The 19842-nt window shown below is 34.7% G+C and carries 16 protein-coding genes and 1 other annotated feature; of the genes, 4 read left to right on the top strand and 12 right to left on the bottom strand.

Going from position 1 to position 19842, the window contains the following annotated elements; translation table 11 throughout:
- Window positions 1-41: 41 nt before the first annotated feature.
- Together JOD29_RS00315 and JOD29_RS00310 are read left to right on the top strand one after the other, a co-directional pair.
- Window positions 42-656 (top strand): GntR family transcriptional regulator, encoded by a 615-nt coding sequence (locus tag JOD29_RS00315; protein ID WP_124762525.1) that lies wholly within the window; start codon window positions 42-44, stop codon window positions 654-656.
- Window positions 657-792: 136 nt separating this feature from the next.
- Complete coding sequence (locus JOD29_RS00310) at window positions 793-1614, top strand: hypothetical protein (protein WP_124762527.1); 822 nt, start codon at window positions 793-795, stop codon at window positions 1612-1614.
- Between the two features lie 47 nt (window positions 1615-1661).
- Here JOD29_RS00310 and tyrS read toward each other — a convergent pair whose 3' ends face one another.
- A complete protein-coding gene (gene tyrS / locus JOD29_RS00305) occupies window positions 1662-2930 on the bottom strand; it encodes a tyrosine--tRNA ligase (protein WP_124762529.1) in 1269 nt (422 codons plus the stop codon).
- A gap of 222 nt (window positions 2931-3152) precedes the next feature.
- Window positions 3153-3361 (bottom strand) — a binding site (T-box leader).
- 124 nt (window positions 3362-3485) lie between these two features.
- Between tyrS and JOD29_RS00300 the strand changes: the two genes are divergently transcribed.
- Window positions 3486-6455: a transglycosylase domain-containing protein gene (locus tag JOD29_RS00300; protein ID WP_124762687.1), complete on the top strand. Its 2970-nt coding sequence runs from the start codon at window positions 3486-3488 to the stop codon at window positions 6453-6455.
- A gap of 369 nt (window positions 6456-6824) precedes the next feature.
- On the opposite strand, the gene JOD29_RS00295 is transcribed toward JOD29_RS00300, so the two are convergent.
- The 8 genes from JOD29_RS00295 to JOD29_RS00260 form a co-directional block, all read right to left on the bottom strand.
- Window positions 6825-7976, bottom strand: coding sequence for an acetylornithine transaminase (locus JOD29_RS00295; RefSeq protein ID WP_124762531.1), 1152 nt, complete (start codon window positions 7974-7976; stop codon window positions 6825-6827).
- Between the two features lie 111 nt (window positions 7977-8087).
- Window positions 8088-8879 carry an acetylglutamate kinase gene (gene argB / locus JOD29_RS00290; protein WP_124762533.1) on the bottom strand — a complete coding sequence of 264 codons (792 nt, stop codon included), beginning with the start codon at window positions 8877-8879 and terminating at the stop codon, window positions 8088-8090.
- Window positions 8842-10068 carry a bifunctional ornithine acetyltransferase/N-acetylglutamate synthase gene (gene argJ / locus JOD29_RS00285; RefSeq protein WP_124762535.1) on the bottom strand — a complete coding sequence of 409 codons (1227 nt, stop codon included), beginning with the start codon at window positions 10066-10068 and terminating at the stop codon, window positions 8842-8844. The genes argB and argJ overlap by 38 nt, the downstream gene beginning before the upstream one ends.
- 24 nt (window positions 10069-10092) lie before the next feature.
- A complete protein-coding gene (gene argC, locus JOD29_RS00280; protein WP_192894177.1) occupies window positions 10093-11127 on the bottom strand; it encodes an N-acetyl-gamma-glutamyl-phosphate reductase in 1035 nt (344 codons plus the stop codon).
- A gap of 309 nt (window positions 11128-11436) precedes the next feature.
- Window positions 11437-11592, bottom strand: a complete 156-nt coding sequence (locus JOD29_RS00275) for a hypothetical protein (protein WP_205101596.1) — start codon at window positions 11590-11592, stop codon at window positions 11437-11439.
- A gap of 9 nt (window positions 11593-11601) precedes the next feature.
- The gene (locus JOD29_RS00270; protein ID WP_158610512.1) at window positions 11602-11754 is read right to left on the bottom strand and encodes a hypothetical protein; all 153 of its coding nucleotides are present in this window, start codon (window positions 11752-11754) and stop codon (window positions 11602-11604) included.
- A gap of 722 nt (window positions 11755-12476) precedes the next feature.
- On the bottom strand, window positions 12477-13490 hold the full coding sequence (ccpA, locus tag JOD29_RS00265; protein WP_124762537.1) for a catabolite control protein A: 1014 nt from the start codon (window positions 13488-13490) through the stop codon (window positions 12477-12479).
- A 244-nt stretch (window positions 13491-13734) separates the two neighbouring features.
- Window positions 13735-14820, bottom strand: a complete 1086-nt coding sequence (locus JOD29_RS00260; RefSeq protein ID WP_124762539.1) for a bifunctional 3-deoxy-7-phosphoheptulonate synthase/chorismate mutase — start codon at window positions 14818-14820, stop codon at window positions 13735-13737.
- A 159-nt stretch (window positions 14821-14979) separates the two neighbouring features.
- On the opposite strand from JOD29_RS00260, the gene pilM reads away from it, so the two are divergent.
- The gene (gene pilM / locus JOD29_RS00255; RefSeq protein ID WP_124762541.1) at window positions 14980-17142 is read left to right on the top strand and encodes a pilus assembly protein PilM; all 2163 of its coding nucleotides are present in this window, start codon (window positions 14980-14982) and stop codon (window positions 17140-17142) included.
- A gap of 22 nt (window positions 17143-17164) precedes the next feature.
- Here pilM and JOD29_RS00250 read toward each other — a convergent pair whose 3' ends face one another.
- The 3 genes from JOD29_RS00250 to murC all read right to left on the bottom strand — a co-directional run bounded on the left by JOD29_RS00250 (window position 17165) and on the right by murC (window position 19662).
- A complete protein-coding gene (locus JOD29_RS00250; protein ID WP_124762543.1) occupies window positions 17165-17641 on the bottom strand; it encodes a YtxH domain-containing protein in 477 nt (158 codons plus the stop codon).
- Window positions 17642-17666: 25 nt separating this feature from the next.
- The gene (locus tag JOD29_RS00245) at window positions 17667-18155 is read right to left on the bottom strand and encodes a DUF948 domain-containing protein (RefSeq protein ID WP_124762545.1); all 489 of its coding nucleotides are present in this window, start codon (window positions 18153-18155) and stop codon (window positions 17667-17669) included.
- Between the two features lie 205 nt (window positions 18156-18360).
- Entirely contained in the window at window positions 18361-19662 is a 1302-nt protein-coding gene (murC, locus tag JOD29_RS00240) for a UDP-N-acetylmuramate--L-alanine ligase (protein WP_124762547.1), read from the bottom strand.
- Between the last annotated feature and the right edge of the window lie 180 nt (window positions 19663-19842).

Genomic DNA, 19842 nt, shown 5'->3' with positions numbered 1-19842 from the left:
CTTATATACTAAATAGTAGAAGACTACTAGGAGCGATTGAAGTGAAGAAAAAAGATGTACATTCGTACACATATGCTTACGAATATATACGAGATCAAATTTTGAGCGGTAAAATTGACCCAGAAACAAAACTGACTGAAACAAGCCTTGCCGAAAAACTCGGTATAAGTCGTACACCAATTCGTTCAGCAATAGCAAAACTTGAACAAGAAGGACTTATAAAAAATAAACGTATATTTATCCCGAGCTCCATTGATATGCGAAATATCTTTCAGGTGCGGATATTGCTTGAGGGTTACGCAGCCAAATATTGTGCTAATTTTATTACAGAGAATGCATTACTTCGTTTAAGAGAATGTGTAGATATTGGACACAATGGAACAACTGAAGAAATAATGAATGCAAATTATCAGTTTCATCAGATTATAGTGGAAGAGGCGAATAATCCTTTAATTACTGATATCATTGAACGAATGCAATCAATTATTTATCTTGCTAGAAAAACTGTTGTGCAACAAAAAAGACCATTCCTAATAGAAGAACATGAATTAATTTGTAATGCGATTGAATCACATAACGGAGAATTAGCAGAACAATTAATGATTGAACATCTTCAAAAAGATTTAGAATTTAGCTTAAATCATATATCTAACTAATCAGAGAGTTTCAGCGAGACATCATTAGAAGAAATGTCTCGCCTTTTAATTATGGATGAAAAGGCACAGTCTACGGAAAGTACACCCTTTCTTTATATCGCATACTATATAAAGTAGTAAGGGGGTGTGAACATACATGGGTTTATTCATCAATGAAAATGAACACCCGGGACTGTTTAGGCAAACTACTTCACCTATTGAGCCCAATCAAATTGAATATCGCAGGGATGCCATGGCGGATTTTTTGGAGGAGCAAATAGTCTCGAATAAAAACATTCATCGTGCAATCGACATGTTAAATAATTCTCAGAACAAAATAACACAACAACAAATAAGAAGATGGAAAGAAATAGAAGATCGATTAATTGAACTAAAATTCCTTACTTCTCGACACGAAAAACTAGAACATGATGTAATCGATTGGCTAGAAAAGTTAGAAAATCAAAATTCTGAATTACACGGATTGATAAAAACTGAAAAGGAAGACAAGCAAAAACTTTTAAATAAAATACAACATGTCGATATCTCTCATGAAAATTTAGTAAAACAGTTACAGCAATTTGAACTATCAAAGGAAGAGATTGTGAAACGGTTAGATCAGTTTGATGGGATGAAAAATGAAGTGGTTCTAAGGTTAGAACAATTAGGTACGGTCAATGAAGAAGTGTTACAAAAAATGGATCAACAACATGATTTACATCATCACATGGCCGAACAAATGACAGTAATTGAGGAAACCCAACAAGAAGTATTAAAACGTGTGGATCATCAGGAAGGATTTATGGAAAAGATGATCCATCAAATAGACCATGTACGATTTATATTATTTGAACGTACTAATTCGTTAGAAGAGAAAATTGAAAAGGTTTATCAACAAACCATATCTTTCATCCAAAAGTTTAAAAGTGATTCAAATAAAAAACCCACGTTTGTACCATATAAAGAGAACGATGAATAAAAAATAGACCCTTCAAACCTATTTTCGGTTTCAAGGGTCTATTTAAATTAATTAAATTTAACCATATGGTATTTTTTCTTTCCACGTCGAACGATTGCAAATTCATCTTCTAAACGATTTTCACCATTTACTACGTAGTCAAGATCTGTAATTTTTTCTCCATTTATAGAGATTGCTCCATTTGTTACATCTTCACGTGCTTGACGTTTTGATGAAGAAATTCCTGCTTCTACAATAAAGTCCACTATATTTTTATCTTCTTTTGGAACTTCAACTGAAGGAATTCCAGCAAATGCAACTTTCATTTCTTCAACAGATAAAGATTTTAAATCCCCTGAGAATAAAGCAGCTGTAATACGTTCTGCTTGAGCTAATCCTTCTTCTCCATGAATAAGTTTCGTCATTTCAGAAGCTAATGTTTTTTGCGCTTTACGTAAATGTGGCTCTTCTCGAACCGTTACTTCTAATGCTTCAATCTCTTCACGATTTAAGAAAGTAAAGATTTTTAAATATTTAATAACATCAGCATCTGCAGTATTAACCCAAAATTGATAAAACTCGTATGGTGATGTTTTTTCTGCATCTAACCATACAGCACCACCCGCTGTTTTCCCGAATTTTGTTCCATCCGCTTTTGTCACTAATGGAATTGTAAAACCAAATGCATTTGTTTCTTCCTCATGAGTTTTTCGAATAACCTCAAGACCAGTAGTAATATTCCCCCATTGGTCGGAACCACCAACTTGGATGCGGACATTATGATGATCATATAAATGATTAAAGTCTAAACCTTGTAAAATTGTATACGTGAATTCAGTGAATGAAATTCCTGTTTCAAGTCGAGATGCAATTGTATCTTTTGCTAGTAAGTAGTTAACATTTACTAATTTCCCATAGTCACGTAGAAAATCGATGACACTCATTTCGCCAACCCAGTCATAGTTGTTTACTAAGATTGCGCCGTTTTCACCCACATTAAAGTCAAAGATGCGTTCCATTTGTGCTTTTAAGCCCGCAACATTTTGTGAAATTTGGTCAGCTGTTAATAAGTTACGCTCAGAGGAACGACCTGATGGGTCCCCAATCATTCCAGTTGCTCCACCCACTAAAAGTACTGGGCGGTGACCAGCTTGTTGGAATCGGCGAAGTGTTAAAAGAGGAACAATATGACCAATATGCATAGAATCTGCAGTTGGATCTACTCCTACATATAACGATACTTTTTCTTCATTTAATAATTTTTCCATTCCTTCAGCGTCAGTTTGTTGATATAACAAACCTCGCCATTGTAAATCTTCGATTAATTGATTTGCCATTTGTGTAATCCTCCTATCTTTTTGGTAAAACTAATTATTATAAATATTCAAAATTTGAAAAACAAATTTAGTACACCTAACTAGTTTTTTTTAAAATAAGTAAGCTTCCCTAGGTAATAATAAAAGTGAGTCTTCCTATTTGTTATATAGACATAACATTCTCGCACGAATAGCTTAGATGGCGCCTTTACTAATAAAAAAACCCTGCATGCAATAAATGCATGCAGGGACGTTATAATTAAAGTAACGCGGTACCACCCGGCTTGAAGAAAGTGAATACCTTCTTCCTCTCATAAGTCGTCATATCGCGACGAACACGTTAAGCTCCAAGAACGTAATTCATGCTTATCACTGTGACTAGCTTTCACCAAACCGCTAGCTCTCTAAGACAGGGAGTGTAAACACTACTTCAATCTTTTCGACACTTAAAAAACTATAATGAATATTCTACTATTATTTATCACATTGTCAATAACTATGTTCGCACAACTTAGAAATATGCTATAATAAACGAGATTTTAGGGGGTGGATTAAGTGAAAAATTGGTTAGAACAGTTGAAAAGGCGAATCGAAAAATTAAACGAAAAAATAGAAATAATTACTTCTTCTAATCGAATGAGTAAAATTCGAATTACGGGAAGTGTATTATGGAATTTAGGATTAGTCTTTATGATTCTACTCTTAACTGGTCTTGTATTTTTCTTTTCAATCGGAATGGGCTATTTCGCATCTCTCGTAAAGGATGAACCTCTTCATTCAAAGAAAGAGATGAAAGAACAAATTTATAGCTACGAAGAAACCAGTGAAATATATTTTGCAAATAATATTTACATAGGTAAGCTACGAACTGATTTAGAACGCCGCGAAACATCACTTGAAAATATATCACCATTAGTAATTAATGCCGTAATTGCTACGGAGGATGAATATTTTAGAGAGCACAATGGAATAGTTCCAAAAGCAGTTTTTCGTGGACTTTTCCAAGACTTCACCAACTCATCTACACAAACAGGCGGATCTACATTAACACAACAACTCATTAAAAACCAAATCTTAACCAATGAAGTTTCTTATGAGCGAAAAGCCAGAGAAATACTACTTGCCTTTCGATTAGAAAAATTCATGACAAAAGAAGAAATCTTAGAAGCATATTTAAATATTATTCCTTATGGCCGAAATGCATCTGGGCGCAATATTGCTGGCGTCGAAACAGCTGCAGAAGGGATATTTGGAGTAAAAGCTTCCGAACTAACTTTACCACAAGCAGCGTATATTGCTGGAATCCCACAAGCACCTTTTGCATATACACCTTTTACTCAAAGAGGACAATTAAAAGATGTAAATGGCTTACAACCTGGGATTGACCGAATGAAGGTCGTTCTATTCAGGATGAAAGAAGTTGGTTATATTACGGATGAACAGTATCAAGAAGCCGTAACTTATGATATAACAAAAGATTTCCGAGAACCGGAAGCCCAAGCAGTTGATAATTATCCATGGATTACATATGAACTTGAGGCTAGAGCTACTAGAATCATCGCAGATATTTTAGCTGAAAAAGATGGAATCGATCCTAAACGATTAAAAGAAGAGGAAAATCTATTAGAAAAATATATGATTTTAGCTGATCGTGATGTACGTTCTAATGGATATCGCATCTATTCAACAATCGATAAAGAAATGTATGATTCAATGCAGGAACAAGCGAAAAACTTCAAATATTATGGACATACATTTGTGAAGACTGAAACAGACCCTGAAACAGGTGAAAATATCGATGTTCAAATGCCTGTTCAAGTAGGTAGTATACTAATTGAGAATAAAACTGGGAAAATCTTAAGCTTTGTAGCTGGTCGTGACTTTGAAATAACTGAGTTAAATCATGCGACACAGGCCTATCGCCAAAATGGTTCGACAATGAAGCCTTTATTAGTTTACGCACCTGCAATTGAGTATGGACTTATTGGTGCAGGAAGCCCAGTTGTCGATGTTAAATTTGTTCGTAAATCAGACGGATATTCTCCATCTAACTATTTAGTAAATGATGAACGTGGTATTATGCCAGCCCGCGAAGCACTAGCACATTCACAAAACTTAACTGCAATACGACTTTACGACAGAATCCTGGATAGACGTCCAGCTGATTTGTTAGAAAAAATGGATTTCTCTAGATTAACTGAGGGCGACTATACGAACTTAGCAACTGCAATTGGTGCCCTTGAAGTTGGCTCAACTGTTGAAGAGAATACAAATGCCTTTGCAACTTTTGCTAATAATGGTCAGTTTATTGATGCTTATATGATTGAAAAAATTGAAGATTTAGATGGAAACATTATTTATGAACATAAAGTAGAACCTGTTGAAGTATTTACTCCCGAAACTTCTTATATTATTACGGATATGATGCGAGACGTATTAAAATATGGAACAGGTACAAGAGCAAAAAATACATTAAAGTTCTCTTCAGACTTTGCAGCGAAAACAGGTACAACTCAAGATTATAAAGATGTTTGGTTTGTAGGCTATAACCCTAATGTTTCATTAGGAGTTTGGTTAGGTTACGATGAACAACGTTCCCTTTACCAATTTAATAATCAGTATTTACAACCAAGCACACGAATTAATGTACTTTGGGCAACCTTAATGAATACAGCATATGATGTTAACCCAGATTTAGTAGGGGCAAAAGATCCGTTCCAAAAACCCGAAAATGTCGTAACAGCATCGTTTTGTGGTTTATCAGGTCTAGCTCCATCCAATGCTTGTAGTAATGCTGGATTAATTCGATCCGATTTATTTAATCGAAATATATTCTTACCAACTCAAGCAGATGATAGTTTTGTTTCAGCTTCTTCCGCAACTGTAAACATTGATGGTAGAACTTACAAAGCATTAGATTCAACACCTAGAGAGTTTACGTACTCAGGAGGTGGGGTTGGCTTGAATCAAGAGTTTGTCGACCGTATGTTGGGCAGATTAGGGGGAGATTCTTCAAAACTGCTACCAAGAAATTCAACATTAAGTAATCGTGTTGTTTCAGGAGCAACTTTTAATCCTGATGGTAGTCCACCAGCAGCAGTATCAGCAACTTTAAGCGGTAATAATATTTCATGGTCAAAATCTACCTCTAATGATGTTGTTGGATATCGAGTATATAATATTTCAGGTGGTGGACGTTCCTTTATTTCATCTATTAGAAGTAGTGATGGACGAAGTATTACTGTTTCAAATGGAAGTTACGTAGTTGTAGCTGTGGATATTACTGGTAGAGAATCTTCACATTCAAATACCGTCACTACAACTAACAGTACTCCACAAACACCAAAACCGGAGAATCCGGTGCAAAAACCAGATGAAGGCAATTTAAATACGGGCGGAAATGACGAGAAGCCAAAACCTGACCCAGGAAATGGAAACGGAAATCACCCGGGGAATAATAATGGAAACAGTAATAGCGGACACACTGAAGAACCGAATAACGGTGAATCTGGAAATGGTCCTACGAATCCAGAACAACCATCTTAAAATTTAAGAAAAAGAATTAAAAACTATCACTTCGTATGGCAAAGGATGTATGACCGACATCGTAAAAAAGTTAAATGGTATCATACATTAAAAATCGTTTATTCTTTATAATCGATAAACACTCCAACAAATACAAAGTGTCAACCATTCTTTTGAAAGCGCGGTCTACTAATGTAGACCGCGTAAATTTTTTGGATCATTAGTAAGACACATTAAACGAGATGCCTCACACAATGCCAGTGGGAAAACTCCTGGTAACCATGCGCAGTTATCTAATCCAATGTCTTCTTTTTTCTAAACAAAACTAAAGGTCACAAAAGCCTAGAGCTTTTGTGACCTTTTACTTTTTTAAAATTCACTTATCTACTATTATACTGTTGTTGAAACCTTTAGTAGAATTTTTTCAATAATCCCTACTGCTTGATCAATTTCCTCATTTGTAACAGTTAATGGTGGAACTAAACGAATTACCTTTGGACCAGCAGCTACAACAAGTAACCCTTCATTTTCAGCATCAACAATGTATTGTGCCACATCTTGACCACCGCATTCGATTCCAATCATTAACCCTTTTCCGCGAATATTAAATTGATCTTCAGGAAGTACTTCTTTTAATTTTTTAACCAAATACTCAGATTTCTTTTGCACATCATTTAAGAACTCATCATTAAAGACATTGTCCACAACAGTTTGAGCTACTGCAACACCTAATGGATTACCTCCATATGTAGTACCATGTGTTCCAGGACCAAATGTTTCATACAATTCTGCAGTTCCTAAAATCCCACCAAATGGGAAGCCGCCAGCAATTCCTTTTGCCATTGAAACGATATCTGGTTTTAGTGCAGTTTGTTCAAATGCGAAGCGAGTCCCTGTACGCCCAATTCCAGTTTGTACTTCGTCTACAATTAATAAAATATCGCTATTGTCACAGATTTCCTGAATTGCTTGTGCAAATTCATCTGTGATTACATTTACTCCACCTTCACCTTGTATAACTTCTAGCATAATTGCAGCAACTGAATCATTAACAGCTTCTTTAAGTGCCTGCACATCGTTATATGGTAAATAAGTAAATTGGCTTACTAACGGACCAAATCCTTTATGGATTTTTTCTTGTCCTGTAGCTGTCATTGCACCAAAAGTTCTACCATGGAACGATTGTTCAAAAGTAATAATATGATGTTTTCCAGTATGTTTTCGCGCTAATTTAATTGCTGCTTCGTTAGCTTCTGCACCACTGTTACAGAAAAATGCATGTGATAAATGGTTATCTTTTACAAGTGATTCTGCTAGTTTTACTTGCCCCGGGCTCTCATAAAGATTGCTAGTATGCCAAATCTTTTCACTTTGTTTTTGGATTGCTTCTACAAGAGCGGGATGAGCATGTCCTAAACAACAAACTGCAATTCCACTTGTAAAATCTAAATAACTTTTACCATTTTGGTCCTTAACAACTGTTCCTTTTCCTTCTACGATACTAATTGGTCTTCTTGAATAATTATTAAATAATGCACTCATTGCACTAGCTCCTTTATGTCTATTTCTAACTGTTGGAAGATTCGGTCTTTTCCGAGTTGATTTTGGTCAAAAATATGTCTCTTACTTTTTGTCGTTCAAACCATGTTGAACTTAAAGAGAATAATTAGGTTCGCGGATTTCAGATAAAATTTTCGTTCCTGTTAAACTATCATCTACTATTTGAACAGAAGGAACCCCTGCTTCTAATACTTGAAGTGCGCCTTGTACTTTTGGAATCATTCCACCATAAATATGTCCTTCTTCAATCCATTGATTAATTAAAGTTTCAGTAGCCTCTTTTTGATATTCATCTAAAATTCGGATTCCTGAAACATCGGTTACAAGTAATAGACTTTCAGCACTTACAGCTAATGCCACTTCACTTGCCACTGTATCCCCATTGATATTTAAGCCTTGTCCTTCAAGAGAAGTCCCGACACACGCAATTACAGGTACAACATTGATTGCTGAGAGTTGCTCAATTATTTCTGTATTAATTTCTTTAATATCCCCAACAAAACCATAAGTCTCCTGATCTAAATACTCGCACTGAATTAATCCCGCATCAAATCCATTAAGTCCTACAGCTTTAATACCAGCTTTATTAAGTTCAAAGACTAGTTTTGTATTTACAGTACCGATTAACGTATTTTGAACGATATCGATCGCATCTTCATTTGTAACACGAATCCCATTTATTGCATGAGTTTTAACATTTTGCTTTTCGAGCTCTCTATTAATTGCTGGGCCACCACCATGTGTAATAATTACATCATAGCCCTGTTCCTGTAATAATTTGAAGTTTGAAAAGAAGGACTGATTCAATCCTTCTAATGTACTTCCACCAAGCTTAATAACGATTTTTTTACGATCTGTATGATGCGTTGATTTGAACGTAGTCATAAGTTAAATCACACCCCCATGCGAATCCATGTCCTTCACCTTGACCTAAAGTAACAGAAATTTTCACTTCATTACCTTTTAAAATTTTAATAAGTTCTTCCTCTGAAAATGGAACAGGCTCCCCATTTTCAACCATCATTGCGTTACCAATTTTTATTGTAATTTTTTCAGGATCTACTGTTGCACCACTATAACCTACAGCCGCAATAATACGTCCCCAATTGGCGTCACATCCGAATACCGCAGTTTTTACTAATGGAGATCCTACAACTGTTTTCGCAATTTTACGAGCTTCCTCATCAGAAATTGCACCATCAACTTCAACTTCAATTAGTTTCGTTGCCCCTTCACCATCTCTTGCAATTGCTTTTGCTAAATCTTCTGCCACTGCTTTTAAAGCATTGTAGAAGTTCACCCAATCAGGATGAAGTGGTGACAATGGTTCATTTCCAGCTAATCCATTAGCTAAAACTAATACTGTATCATTTGTTGATGTATCCCCATCAACTGTAATTGAGTTAAATGTGATATCTGTAATTTCAGATAATGCTTTTTGTAATTCATCTGATTCAATATTTGCATCTGTTGTAATAAAACCAAGCATAGTCGCCATATTTGGCTCGATCATTCCTGACCCTTTTGCAGTACCAGAAATAATCACTTCTTTTCCATCAATGATTGTACTATACGTTGTATCTTTCATTACTGTATCAGTTGTTAAGATTGCTTGAGCAAAGTTAATTCCATTTTCTAGTGTATCCCCTAGTTGAATCTTTTCAACACCAGTACGAACTGGAGCCATATTCATGATTTCGCCGATTACTCCAGTAGATGCGACACCTACCAAATATGGTTCAATGCCAAGCTTTTCTGCTGCAAGCTGTTGCATTTCATACGCATCCGCAATTCCTTGTTTTCCAGTACATGCATTTGCATTTCCTGAATTTACAATGATTGCTTGCATTTTCCCACTATTGTAAACAACTTCTTTTGATACTTTTATAGGTGCTGCATGTACAGCATTTGTTGTAAACACACCTGCAACACTCGCTGGTACTTCACTTACTAACATTGCTAAGTCTTTTTTCTTATGTTTGATACCGCAATGAATTCCATCTGCAGTAAAGCCTTTTGGTGAAACAATATTTTTACTAGATAATTTCTTTAACTCAATTACTAAATTTGACATTTCTTTTTTTCTCCTTTTTTCACCTTAAATGAATAGAGGTACAACATGTAAGCCGCTTGTTTGAGGTAAATTCATTTGCACATTCATATTTTGAATTGCTTGACCTGCAGCGCCTTTTACTAAATTATCAATTACACCTACGATTGTTGCTCTATTTGTTCGTTCATCCAACTTCACATGAATATCACAGAAATTCGACCCCTTTACTCGGTTTGTACCGACAGCAGAAGCCTCAGAAATAACACGCACAAAAGGATGATCACGATATGTTTCAATTAAACACTCTGTCAGCTGTTTATTTGTAACACCTGCATGTACTGGAGCATAGGTAGTTGATAATATACCTCTCGTCATAGGAACTAGATGTGTATTAAAGGTAATATTAGTCTTTGCACCTGCAAACATCTCTATTGCCTGTTCTATTTCTGGTATATGTTGATGTTGATTAATTTTATATATTGATAGATTTTCATTTGCTTCACTGAAATGAGTTGTTTGTGATGGTTTAATTCCAGCACCTGAAATTCCACTTTTTGCATCGATAACTAAGTAATTAGGATCAATTAATTCGTTTTTAATTAATGGAAGAATCGATAATAATACAGCAGTTGGGTAACATCCAGGATTAGCTATAACAGATGCTTCTTTAATATTTTTCTCATTCCATTCAGTTAGACCGTATACACTTTGTTGAATGATTTCTAAAGGAGCTGGTTTCTTTTTATACCATTTTTCATAACTACTTGGATCTTGTAGGCGATAATCCCCTGATAAATCTATTAATTTGGGTCCCACTCCTACTAGAGGTGGTAATAATTCGCTTGTTACCCCAGAAGGAGTACTTGTAAACACAACGTCAAAAGTTGATAATGTATCAACGTTAATTTCGTTTAAAGGTTTGTCATGGATAGAAACTAAATGACCAAATCTCGTTGAAAATGTTTCCCCTGCGCTAGAGGATGTGAATAATTCAATGTGCTCTACTTCTGGGTGATTGTGTAAAAAACGTATTAATTCTAAGCCGCCATATCCTGTTGCTCCAATAATCCCTACTTTCAATTCCTTCACTCCTAATAACAAGATAGCACTAGTATAATAGTGCATAAATATATAGTCAATACGTATTTTTATTTATTCATATTTTTTTAATATGCTTTCAAATCTTAAGGAATACCATTTTCATTAAGATGTATCCCGTAATCAAAATTTAATGTTCTGAATAAAAATGCATTAATCACTAGAGAATAATTGCTATATACAAAGTGGATATTATCTCTATTAATCTTCCAATTTGATAAATCACCTGTAAGTAGGTTTAAGTCCCACACCTTAAGTACACGACGCATCTCTAAAAATTAAATTTTTTCGTTAGGCTCTATCTTCGCGTAAAACAATAAATCCTTTTATAATTTCATCGCGAACAGAATGATGTTTACAGATTTCACCTATTTCTATCACATCTGCATGTGCTAATAATTTTCTTTCAACTTTGAATGGGTCCAAGTCGTTCCCCACTGAAGTCATTTACGTCAGCTATACAGCCTTGGAACCAAAAATGCCTTCTTCATCTTTATATGTCTCTTGAAAGATACCATTCCCCCTTTTAATAATAGGATTCATAGCAACTTTTATTATGATGGTATACCTTCTACAAATGCTGCTAATTTTTCTTTGATTTTCATCCACATAAAAATTACCCCTTTCTATCATTACTAAACCTCAAATCACTGTAAATTATTTGTAAATTTCTATTAATTAAGAAAATTAACATTTTACAACAATTGTTAAATTACTGCACAGCCAAAAGCATTCCACTCCAAAGTATCAGAATTATAGAAAAATAGTTAAATTTATAACTCGATTTTACAATAAATGGATTTTGACAAACATAATTTTTTAAATGTTCTAACACTTTATGCATATCAGGCAAATTAAAACATTTTTGTAGCATAAATTGTAATTTGATTAAATTTATATTTTCCGGGATGATGTATCGAGCTTGAAACATACAAAAAATTATCATCCCATAGAAAGATTCCAGGCAAGATACATTAAATATTGAAGGACAATTTCTCCCGAACAACTCCAGAACATTTCATCTCATCCAAAGAAAATAAGATAATAGAGAGCAAGCAAGGGCAAAAAACGGAAAACACCATTTTCTCAAAGAGAAAATGGTGTTAGTTTGTTGTTATGCATCCATGGAAACTTACTAAAACTTTATTCTATTAATGAATCTGATTAAGCATCGTCGAATGGCAACACTTATTAATATGTAGTCGCCAATCCACTTTAATCAATCTATAAAATATCAAATCTTATAGTAAGTTATTTGGCATTTCTTAAAAATTATACTTGTGTACTAGCCTCTGCATTATTCATTACCTACTTACATTCTTCCTTAAAGGTTATTCCTGAATAGATGTCTTTACAGAATGTCGATATTCAATTCGATGTGGTAATAAAACTGACTGATTTTCAATTTCTTCTTTATTCATAATCTTTGTTAATAAACGCATTGCAACTGCACCGATATCATATAGAGGCAATACTACACTTGTTAAGCGAGGTCTCACCATTCTAGCAAGTTTTGAATTCTCAAAACTGATCACTTCAATATCATTAGGAACGTTTCTTCCGTGATCCTGTGCCCCATGTATGATTCCAATCGCTAATTCATCACTTCCAGCAAAAAATGCTGTAGGTGGGTTTTCTAATTTATTAAATACTTCCCATGATTCTAGTCCACCATCATATGAACCATCTTCAAATACAATTAATTGTTCATCCACTTCAATGTTTGCATCTTCTAAAGCTTTTTTATAAGCTTCCAGTTTATATTTTGAGTTAATTGTAAATTGCATCGGTCCAGAAATAAAGGCAATTCGTTTATGACCATTATTGATTAGTATTTGGACTGCCTCATAAGCTGCTTGAAAATAATCGATATTTACTGAAGCAAATTTATTTGTCTCATCAACTGATCCAGCTAGGACAATTGGTACTGGAGAATGTTCCATTTCCTGAACTAATTTAGGTGTAACAGCATCACTGATCATCACGATACCGTCTACCTGTTTCCCTAGCATTGTGTCGATAAGGGATAATTCCTTTTCTTCACTTTGGTCAGAATTCGCTAAAATAATATTATAGCTGTACATTGTGGCAATATCTTCGATTCCACGTGCTGCTTCAGCATAAATAATGTTGGCGATGTCTGGAATAATTACACCGACAGTCGTTGTTTTTTTACTTGCTAAACCACGTGCAACTGCATTTGGTCTATACTCTAATCTTTCAATGACTTCTAAAACTTTTTTTCTTGTTGCTGGTTTTACGTTTTGATTTCCATTCACTACACGTGAAACAGTTGCCATTGAAACATTAGCTTCACGAGCAACATCATATATGGTTACAGTCAAAGGGTTTAGCCTCCTTATATCAATCTTATTTACCTCATCATACGATAATATCCTTTTCTTTTCCATTTTAACACCCAAAATGGAATTGTTCGAAAAATTGAACTTTTATTTAAGATATTTTTTTGTCTGGAAAGCTTATGTTATTCACAAATATGAAAGGAAAAATGATTAATCATTTTATACATAAACACATCAAAAAAAGCTGTACAATAATGTCATTAAGACTTATTGACAGCCCTTGTTATTAAGCTTTTAACTCGTACTGTTTCATGAATTGTTGAATTTCAGAATAGAATTGGTCAAATTGAGGAATATCCATTTGTTGTTGTGAATCTGATAGAGCGACAGATGGATCTGGATGTACTTCAGCCATTACACCATCAGCACCAATTGCGATTGCAGCTTTAGCACATGGTAACAATAAATCACGACGACCCGTTGAATGTGTTACGTCAACAAATACAGGTAAATGAGTTTCTTGTTTTAAAATTGGTACTGCAGAAATATCTAACGTATTACGTGTTGCTTTTTCATATGTGCGGATTCCGCGCTCACATAACATAATATTTTCATTACCTTTTGACATAATGTATTCAGCTGCGTGAATGAACTCATCGATTGTTGCAGCTAAACCACGTTTTAATAAAACAGGTTTCTTAGTTTCACCGACTGCTTTAAGTAATTCAAAGTTCTGCATATTACGCGCACCAATTTGGATAACATCGATATAATCAAGTGCTTCTTCGATATGAGCAGGTGTTACAATTTCAGTAACTACCGATAAACCATATTCTTTAGAAACTTGTTTTAATATTTTAAGTCCTTCAACACCTAATCCTTGGAAATCATATGGAGAAGTACGTGGTTTGAATGCCCCACCACGGATCATTTTTAAACCTTTTGCTTTAATTGATTCTGCAACTGCTGCCACTTGTTCATATGATTCTACCGAACATGGTCCGAATACAAAGGTTGGAGCACCTGCCCCCACTTGTTCACCATTAATATTAATGACTGTATCTTCAGACTTTTTCTTACGTGATACAAGTAACTCTTTTTTCTTGCTTTCTTCTAATTGTTTTAGAGAAGTTGTAAAAATTTGCTTAAATATATAATCAACCGTCATTTGATTTAACGGGCCTTTATTATTGTCTTTTAAAAGGTTTAACATATGACGCTCACGTAGAGGGTCGTATCGATTAACACCTTGTTTTTCTTTAATTTTACCGATTTCATTAACAATTTCAGCACGTTCATTGATTAAACGCAATATTTCTAGATTTAGTTCATCAATTTGAATTCGAAGTGTTTCTAAGTTTTGTCTACTCATTCCTTTTTCCATCTCCTTTTAGCCAACTCTTTCAGATTGCTAAAATGTATGATACATTTTAAGTTAATCATATTATAATCCACAATATTCAGAATGTCACGTAATAATTTAGCGATTCAACTCGCTAAAGTGCATTTTATATTGAAAGGAAGCGATTTTTTGGGTTCGACATTATTCGCATTAGATATTGGTACTCGCTCTGTTGTCGGAATAATTTTAGAAGTACAAGATAACCACTTTCATGTTACAGATATATTAATAAAAGAACATAAAGAACGTGTGATGGTTGATGGACAAATACATAATGTTGTACACGTGGCTGATTTAATAAAAGAAATAAAGCTAGAACTTGAGTTTAAACATGGTCCCTTAACAAAAGTAAATGTTGCTGCTGCAGGACGATCATTGATTACTGAACAAGCAAGTCTAACGATTCAAATTAATAATCGGCCAATCTTAACAGAAGAAGATATTAGTAGATTAGAATTACAAGCTGTACAACTCGCACAACAACAGCTTTTACAAAATGATGAAGTTCAAAAAGCAAGTCATTATTACTGTGTTGGGTACTCCGTCTTATTTTATAAGCTAGATGGTGAAGAAATTGGGAGTTTAATAGACCAACAAGGTGAAGAAGTAACAATTGAAGTAATTGCAACTTTCTTACCTCGTGTGGTTGTCGAATCTCTACTTGCTGCATTAAAAAGAGCAGATTTAGAAATGGAAGCGATGACACTTGAACCGATTGCTGCCATAAACGTTTTAATTCCCTCTTCTATGAGAAGATTGAATGTCGCGCTAGTTGATATTGGTGCTGGTACTTCTGATATCGCAATTACTGACAAAGGGACTATTATAGCATATGGTATGGTTCCAATTGCAGGCGATGAAATAACGGAAGCATTAAGTGAACACTATCTACTAGATTTCCCTATAGCCGAATCAACAAAACGCTTATTACAAACCGAAGAGTCGATTCCTATTCAAGATATATTAGGTTTTGAACAAGTTTACACACGGGAAGAAGTAATCAATACTTTAACACCTTCAATCAAACATCTAGCGAAATCTATTGGTCGTGAGATCCTAAATTTAAATAATCAGCAGGCACCGAAAGCTGTTATGTTGGTTGGTGGTGGTAGCCTAACTCCCAACTTAACAAAAGAATTAGCCTCCATATTACAATTACCAGTTAACCGTGTTGCTGTTAGAGGCATAGATGCCATCCAAAACTTAACGAAAAATGAATTGATCCCTGTAACACCTGAACTTGTTACACCTATCGGAATTGCCATTGCCGCAAAAAAAGCACCTATACAATATATGTCGGTTACAGTAAATGATCAGGTCATTCGCTTATTTGAAATGAAAGAAATGACTGTAGCAGATGCATTTCTAGTAGCCAATATAACGGCGAAACAATTATATGGAAAACCTGGTAAGGGAATTTCAATTCATGTTAATGGTGGTAAAATCGATATTCCTGGAGGACACGGTGAGGCTACTACCATCTATGTAAACGGTCAATTGGCATCTGCAAAATCTAATATTCAGCATGGCGATGTCATTACGCTTTCAGAAGGCAAAGATGGTCAAGATGCAACAGCAACTTTAAAAGATATTATTGATAGTGCTTCGATTAAATCATTAAAAATCCAGGACACTGTCTATGAAATCGAACCTGAAGTGAAGGTAAACGGGAAAATGGTCTCCTTAGAAACTTTCCTTCATAACGATGATCAAGTATTGGTCAAGACTAGTGAAACCATTGAGGAAATCTTAAAACAACTTAATCGGATTGATTTACTTAATAAGACCTCTCCTTTCTACATAACCGTTAATAATCAGCGAATGTTTCTACCAGAACATACATCTAAAATTTGGATTAATGAAAAACCGGGTAAATTACAATATTCTTTACGTAATGGGGATCATTTATTAATCGAAGAAGTACCATGTCCGAATGTTCAGTCTATATTGAACCGCTTAAGTCTAGTACTTGAGGATAAAATGATTGTGACTTTCCAAGGTGAGGAAATTGAACTTGTAAAAACGTGTAATGAAGTTTTCATTAATGGTACCATAGGACAAGCTCAGTCAGTTGTTCAAAATGGGGATCAACTTGTAATCAATCAAATCGAAGAAAAAGGTTGGCGTTACCAAGATATTTTCCGATTTACTAATTGGCAGCTTCCTTCAAACTTTAAAGGTCAATTTACAGTACTACGAAATGGAGAGCCTTCATCACTACATGAGGATATTTTTGGAGGAGACATTTTAGAAATTCAATTAACCGAAACAAATTTAAAAGGCTGTCCTTGATTGGACAGCCTTTTCGCTTTTATTAAATGGATGAAGGACGTGATATTTCTGCCATATCCATTCCTTCAGTATATTCAGACGAACTTGTTTCCTCCAAAGGTTCTTCCCCTTCATATGAAACCGTACCATCATCAAAAACAGTAGGAACTTTTGTTGTTTTTGTTTTAACCTTATCAACTAATTGAGTCGATTGTTCTTTAATTTGATTTGATAACTGGGTAGTTTTTTCTTTTGCTGTTGAAGAAAGAACTAGACTTTTTTCACGAATATTTACGGCTTGTGTTGCAACATCTGTACGTAAATCTCTACCTGCTTTAGGAGCTAATAATAGTCCTACAGCTGCACCCACAATTCCTCCTACAAATGCACCGATAACAAAATCTTTCATATTCACCGTCTCCTCTTCGTAAATTGGATCGATATTACCTGTATAAACTTGAGGTAAATGAGATGGATTTAAATCTTTCACTTCGTTATAATTCGGTTTTTCTACTGCCATTTGCTACACATCCCCTTTTGTAATTTTATTTACGGCGTTTCAATCTTGAAGTGTTTTTGATCGCTTCTTCTGCAGCCTCATCAACTGCTTCAACCTGATTCACCACTTTACGTTGCTTCCACTTTTCTGCAATTTCCATGGCAACATTGCTCCATTGCACAACTTGCGCAATTTTTTCCTCATTCTTATTAACTTCAGTTGTTATTGAAGAAGTAATATTATTGATTGAATTATTTAATCCGTTAATGGAGTCCCCGATATTTTTAACCGCATTTACAACCGTATTTAATTTCTCTGATTTTTCCACAATATCCTCAGCTAAAGAATTTGTTTTCTCTAAAAGAAAGGTAGTTTCACGTGTGATGCCTTCTAATTGTCCTTCAATTCCAGCTACTGTTCCTGCCATACTGTTAAGTGTGTTTTTAAGTGAAAATAATGTCATACCTACGCTAAAACATAATACTAAAAAACCAATTGCTGCAATTAATGCCGCGATGTATAAAATGACTTCCAAGATGATGACCTCCTATGACTAGTTACATATTCTTTTCGACAAATATTTTATAATTCCTTCAATATTTGCAAAAAGGACCAACTCACTGTTCTTCCTGAGTGGCCCCTTTTACCCGGCGAATAATCTTTCGCATCTGACGTACTATCTAATCTAGAGGATTCCCGCTTCTCTTAAAGAAACCCTATACTATTTACAACATGTATGCTTAGTTCTTTAGCTTTTCTTCAAATGCATCCTGGAATTTATGAACATCCCCTGCACCCATAAATAGGAAAACTGCATCTTTATGATTTTTTAGAACTTCTATAGATTCAATCTTAAGTACCTCACTACCTTCAATCAATGAAACTAGATCTTGGATCGATAATGAGCCAGACTTTTCTCTAGCTGAACTAAAAATGTCACATAAATATACAGCATCTGCACTTTTCAAACTATCAGCAAATTGTTGTAAAAAGGCTTGTGTTCTTGTAAACGTATGTGGCTGGAATATGGCAACTAACTCCTGATCAGGATACTTTTGACGTGCAGATTGTATAGTTGCTTTAATTTCTGTTGGATGATGAGCATAATCATCTACAAGGACATTGTTCCCAATTTTTGTTTCAGTAAACCTTCTTTTCACACCAGAGTAAGTACTTAATCGTTCTTGAATTAATTGAGCAGGTATTCCTTCGTAATGGCATAAAGAAATAACGGCTAATGAATTTAATACAGTATGATCTCCGTACATTGGAATGAAGAATTTATCATAGAATTCATTTCTTACGTACACTTCAAAAGTAGTACCTTCAGTAGTTTTAACGATGTTACGAGCAGAGAAATCATTATGAGTTCCAAACCCGTAATAAACAACAGGTACGTTTGCCTGAATTTTTTGAAGGTTCTCGTCATCACCACAAGCGATGATTGCCTTTTTCACTTGCAATGCCATCTGTTGAAATGCAGAATAAACATCTTCAATATTTGCGAAATAATCAGGATGGTCAAAATCAATATTCGTCATGACAGCATAGTCAGGATGGTATGCTAGAAAATGACGTCTGTATTCACAAGCTTCCATAACAAAGAATGAAGCTTCTTCTTTCCCCGAACCTGTACCATCCCCAATTAAGAAAGATGTTGGCATATATCCACCGATAACATGGCTCATTAATCCAGTCGTAGATGTTTTCCCATGTGCACCAGTAATGGCAATGGATGTATAATTTTTAATATAATCACCAAGGAATTTGTGGTATCGAATGACTTCTACTCCTAGTTCATTTGCACGCACAAGTTCTGGATGATCATCAGGAAAAGCATTCCCTGCAATGACCGTCATCCCCGGCTCTATATTATCTGGATTAAATTCTAAAATGGTAATATTACGATCTCTTAATGGTTGTTCTGTAAAATAATATGTTGCAACATCTGATCCTTGAACTTTTTCTCCTGAGTCAAACAAAATTTGAGCTAAGGAACTCATTCCAGAACCTTTGATTCCTGTAAAATGATATACTGTCATGTTAAAAACCTCCCGGGATACAATTGACCCCACTTGAATATGCGAATGTAATTTTAAATTTAGTTTGTGCATAATAGTTTATTTTTAAAAACATAACCAATTATAGCACTAATTATATTAAACAATAAATGTAGTATTCTATGTTTTTAGAGTCAAATGCACTCTTTTAGTCTATTTTCT

The organism is Lysinibacillus composti (genome assembly GCF_016908465.1).
GTDB classification, from domain to species: Bacteria; Bacillota; Bacilli; order Bacillales_A; family Planococcaceae; genus Ureibacillus; species Ureibacillus composti_A.
Note: the sequence above shows the minus strand (reverse complement) of the source record. Positions and strands in the feature narration are given on the sequence as shown.

Coding starts and splice junctions, on each gene's coding strand:
- JOD29_RS00310 (WP_124762527.1), top strand. CDS start 793: ATGGGTTTATTCATCAATGAAAATGAACACCCGGGACTGTTTAGGCAA.
- tyrS (WP_124762529.1), bottom strand. CDS start 2,930: ATGGCAAATCAATTAATCGAAGATTTACAATGGCGAGGTTTGTTATAT.
- JOD29_RS00295 (WP_124762531.1), bottom strand. CDS start 7,976: ATGAGTGCATTATTTAATAATTATTCAAGAAGACCAATTAGTATCGTA.
- argB (WP_124762533.1), bottom strand. CDS start 8,879: ATGACTACGTTCAAATCAACGCATCATACAGATCGTAAAAAAATCGTT.
- argJ (WP_124762535.1), bottom strand. CDS start 10,068: ATGTCAAATTTAGTAATTGAGTTAAAGAAATTATCTAGTAAAAATATT.
- JOD29_RS00275 (WP_205101596.1), bottom strand. CDS start 11,592: ATGACTTCAGTGGGGAACGACTTGGACCCATTCAAAGTTGAAAGAAAA.
- JOD29_RS00260 (WP_124762539.1), bottom strand. CDS start 14,820: ATGAGTAGACAAAACTTAGAAACACTTCGAATTCAAATTGATGAACTA.
- JOD29_RS00250 (WP_124762543.1), bottom strand. CDS start 17,641: ATGGCAGTAGAAAAACCGAATTATAACGAAGTGAAAGATTTAAATCCA.
- murC (WP_124762547.1), bottom strand. CDS start 19,662: ATGACAGTATATCATTTTACAGGAATCAAAGGTTCTGGAATGAGTTCC.